This is a genomic window from Streptomyces sp. UNOB3_S3 (genome assembly GCF_020740895.1).
Lineage (GTDB): Bacteria > Actinomycetota > Actinomycetes > Streptomycetales > Streptomycetaceae > Streptomyces.
The window spans coordinates 1-3536 of sequence record NZ_JAILXP010000539.1 but is presented as its reverse complement, the minus strand read 5'-3'; the positions used below and the strand labels follow the sequence as shown (position 1 = coordinate 3536).

The 3536-nt window shown below is 70.7% G+C and carries 4 protein-coding genes and 2 pseudogenes; 4 read left to right on the top strand and 2 right to left on the bottom strand.

What is annotated here, in order from left to right; genetic code table 11:
• The 4 genes and pseudogenes from msrA to K6I33_RS33230 form a co-directional block, all read left to right on the top strand.
• On the top strand, nucleotides 1-636 hold a 636-nt coding region (gene msrA, locus K6I33_RS33245), incomplete at its 5' end, for a peptide-methionine (S)-S-oxide reductase MsrA (RefSeq protein ID WP_229358424.1).
• 65 nt (nucleotides 637-701) lie between these two features.
• Nucleotides 702-1053 (top strand): annotated as a pseudogene (locus K6I33_RS33240) (hypothetical protein).
• Nucleotides 1050-1217 (top strand): hypothetical protein, encoded by a 168-nt coding sequence (locus tag K6I33_RS33235; protein WP_229358422.1) that lies wholly within the window; start codon nucleotides 1050-1052, stop codon nucleotides 1215-1217. Before K6I33_RS33240 ends, K6I33_RS33235 begins: the two are co-directional and overlap by 4 nt.
• A 103-nt stretch (nucleotides 1218-1320) precedes the next feature.
• The gene (locus K6I33_RS33230) at nucleotides 1321-1764 is read left to right on the top strand and encodes a hypothetical protein (RefSeq protein ID WP_229358420.1); all 444 of its coding nucleotides are present in this window, start codon (nucleotides 1321-1323) and stop codon (nucleotides 1762-1764) included.
• 185 nt (nucleotides 1765-1949) lie between these two features.
• Here K6I33_RS33230 and K6I33_RS33225 read toward each other — a convergent pair whose 3' ends face one another.
• Both K6I33_RS33225 and K6I33_RS33220 read right to left on the bottom strand, forming a co-directional pair.
• On the bottom strand, nucleotides 1950-2927 hold the full coding sequence (locus tag K6I33_RS33225) for a methyltransferase (RefSeq protein ID WP_229358418.1): 978 nt from the start codon (nucleotides 2925-2927) through the stop codon (nucleotides 1950-1952).
• Between the two features lie 203 nt (nucleotides 2928-3130).
• Nucleotides 3131-3536, bottom strand: a pseudogene (locus tag K6I33_RS33220) (S1 family peptidase); the annotation flags it as partial.

Here is a 3536-nt window from a genome sequence, read left to right as displayed (position 1 = left end):
CTCCAGGAGCGCCACAGCGTCCTGGACACCCCGCTGGCCGCCCCCTACCCCGAGGGCCTGGCCGTCGCCGACTTCGGCCTGGGCTGCTTCTGGGGCGCGGAACGGAAGTTCTGGCAGACCGAGGGCGTCTGGACGACCCTGGCCGGCTACCAGGGCGGCACCACGCCGCACCCGACGTACGAGGAGGTGTGCAGCGGTCTGACGGGCCACACGGAGGTGGTCCGCGTCGTCTTCGACCCCTCCCTCGTCTCGTACGCGTCCCTGCTCAAGCTCTTCTGGGAGTCCCACGACCCCACCCAGGGCAACCGCCAGGGCAACGACCGCGGCACCCAGTACCGCTCCGCGGTCTACACCCACTCCCCCGAGCAGCAGTCCACCGCCGAGGCCTCGCGCGAGGCGTACCAGTCGGTCCTCCGCGCGGCGGGCTACGGCGACATCACCACGGAAATCCTCCCGGCTGGCCCCTTCCACTACGCGGAGGCCTACCACCAGCAGTACCTCTCGGACGCCAAGAACCCGCACGGCTACTGCGGCATAGGCGGCACGGGGGTCAAGCTGGGTGACCCGTTCGAGACGAACTGGGGACGGTCCTGCCCGACGGGGATCGCGCCTGCCCCGGAAGTGACCAACGAGTAACCCGCCTTACGGCATGCCCGATACGCTGAGCCACGGCGATCAGAATCACGCCCATGGGAGCAGCCATGACCACCTCCGCCGCTGGGCGACCACTCATCCCCGAGCCCCCGGCCACGGTTGCCGCGCTGCGACAGGCCATCAGTCAGATCGCCCCTGCCGCGCTACCGGCCTTCACCCGGGAATTGGACCAGGCTGCCGACCAGTCCCGGCAGGGCTCCGATCCGGCGCCGCTCCAGCGGTTCACCGCCCAGTGGGCCGTCTACGTCCACATCCAGCGCCAGCCCGAACTGGCAGCGGACCTGCGCCGGTGGGAGGGCGTCGCCGAGTCGGGCGACGCCACCCAGGCTCGACAGGCCGCCTCCGAGATCGGGCGGCCTGGACGAAGCCCACGCGGCCACGGGCCTCTCCACCCGGTGAGTCCGGACTGGCGCGGCGTCGATGTCAGTGACGTCGGCAACGGCCCCCGACCGGGCGGTCTGCGCCGCATGGACGCCATCGGCGGCTGGTTCTACTTCTTGGTGGCACCACGCGACGCGCTGATCATCATCGTCCGTATCGTGCCCCCGTTCGACGCGCTGTAGCCCTGACGGGGTGGAGTGTCCGTGCTTGTGGCTTTGAGATCATCTACTGATGTCGGAAGCTCTTATGACCTCGCCGTCCCTGCGTCGCCAGAGGCGCCGAAGGGTGAAGTGGTTCATCGCCCTCACCGTAATTGCCGTGCTAGGTGGGATGACATACGTCGTCGCCGGTGTTCAACAAGCCATCGACGACACCGGCAAGGAGCACTCCGTGGCGTGCTCGAAGGCCATGGCGGGTATCGGCTGGAAGCTTCCCGGAAACGCGAGTGATCAGCGGTGCACGGAGGTCGGCGGCATTTTCGGTGCCACCTGGTCGGGATCCTTCCGCATACCGCGCGCTGATGCCCGCCCCTGGCTCGCCTCGCTTCCCGGCGACCGCAGTCGGCCAGTGAACAAGGCAGGTCCTGACGGCATAGCGGAATGGGAGGACGGGCTCTACCTCAGCATCGACAGTCCGCCGGGCCACCCCCAAGTCGACGTGGTAAGCGTGCACGCCCGCTGGGAGGGCAAGGACAGCGCTGTCGTTACTTTCGAAACGTTCGACTACTGAAAAGTTTCCGATAGCGCCTCTGCGAGGGCGTGGTACGCGCGCCGAGCGGAGCGCCCCCACCGGGCTTGGCCACATCGCGGTAGCTGCCCGCTCCCCCTCAGCTACGCCCCCGTAGGCACGGGCGTCTCCTGCCCGGTGGGGATCGCGCCCTCGGAGGGCTGACCCGGGGGCGTCACCGGCGCTGGTCAGTCCGCAGCCGCCTCCGCCTCCACGATCGAGGCGAAGCCCGGGGTGGGGAGGGTGCGGACGTGGTGGAGGCCGGCTTGGGTGAAGAGGGAGGCGAGTTCGGCGGGGGTGCGGGTGCTGCCGCCTAGGGCGGTCAGCATCAGGATGTCGAGGTCCTTGCCCGGGTGCGGGGTGTTGCCCGGCGGCGGGGCGGCGTCGACGATCAGGACCCGGCCGCCGGGGGCGAGGGCCCGGCGGCAGGAGCGCAGGATGCGGACGCAGTCGGCGTCGCTCCAGTCGGGCAGGACGTGCTTGAGGACGTGGATGTCGCCCTTCGGGACGGCCTCGAAGAAGTCGCCGGGCTCGGCCCGCCAGCGTCCCGTCAACTCATCTTGGTCGAGGAGGGGTTCGCGCAGCGCCGGTGCCCGGTCGAAGAGGACGCCCGACAGGCCGGGGTGGCGCAGCAGGACGGAGCGGAGCAGTCCGCCCCGGCCGCCGCCGACGTCCACGACCGTGCCGCGGTCCGGGAACGGGTAGGCGGCGGCGACCGCGTCGTCGAGCGGGCCGGAGAAGGCCGCCATTCCGGCGTCGAAGACCTCGCGGGCCGCGCTGTCGCCTTCGAGGTGCTGGAAGAAGGGGGTGCCGAAGACCCTGGGGAAGGCGGACTCCCCGGTGCGGACGGTCTCGGCGAGGTCGGCGGAGGGGCGCAGGAACATGTCGTCGGTGAGCAGCAGCACCGCGGCGTGCAGTGATCCCGGTACGCCGGTGCGCAGGGCGGACGCGGCGGGGGTCAGCCCGAACGCGCCCGCCTCGTCCTCCTGGAAGACGCCGCGCGAGGCCAGGAGCCGCAGCAGCCGGCGCAGTGCCGTGCCGTCGGTGCCGGTGGCGGACGCGAGTTCGGCGGGGGTGCGCGGCCCGTCGGCGAGGTGGTCGGCGAGCCGGAGCCGCGCAGCGGTCCGCAGGGCGGCGGAGTGGAGGAAACCGAAGGTCTCCTCCATCAGTTGTAAGGCTCCGGACGTGTCGGGAGTAGTGTCGGGAGTGGCGTCAGGGGCGGTTGAGGCACGGTTCGGCGAGGGCTCCATGGGGTCTCCCTGGGCGGTTCCGGTGGGTATCGGAGGATCACCACCCTTTCAGCCCCGTCCCGGCCCCGGCTCCGCCGCTGTGCGGATCTCCGGGTGGGACTTCCGCCCTAGGACCGCCCTCAGCTCGCCAGGTGGAAGCCCGCGCCGACGCCGCCGTTGGCGTTCATCTCGGCGATGATGTCCAGGATCGCCGAACTGTGCTGGACGCCCCAGGCGTTGCCGACCAGCGTCTGGCCGCTGACCACGGGGGAGCCGGAGTCGCCGCCGTTGGTCCAGATGAGGTGGGTGAACCACATGTTGTGGGTACCCAGCTTGATGCCGCAGGTCAGGCCCGTGCGGTGGCCCTGCTTGCACATGCGGGTGCCGTTGGGGGGCGGGGCGCCGATCGAGGTGATGGTCACGCCGCCGACGGTGGCGGTGGGGGTGACCCTCGACTCGTCCAGCTTGATGACCGCGAAGTCGAGGCCCTTGGGACCGGCGTTGAGCAGGTTGTTGGGCGTGCTGACGTAGGTGACCGTGCCGATG

What these genes read in the sequence shown, in the direction of transcription:
- K6I33_RS33225 (WP_229358418.1), bottom strand. Translation starts at nt 2,927, where the DNA reads ATGGAGGAGACCTTCGGTTTCCTCCACTCCGCCGCCCTGCGGACCGCT.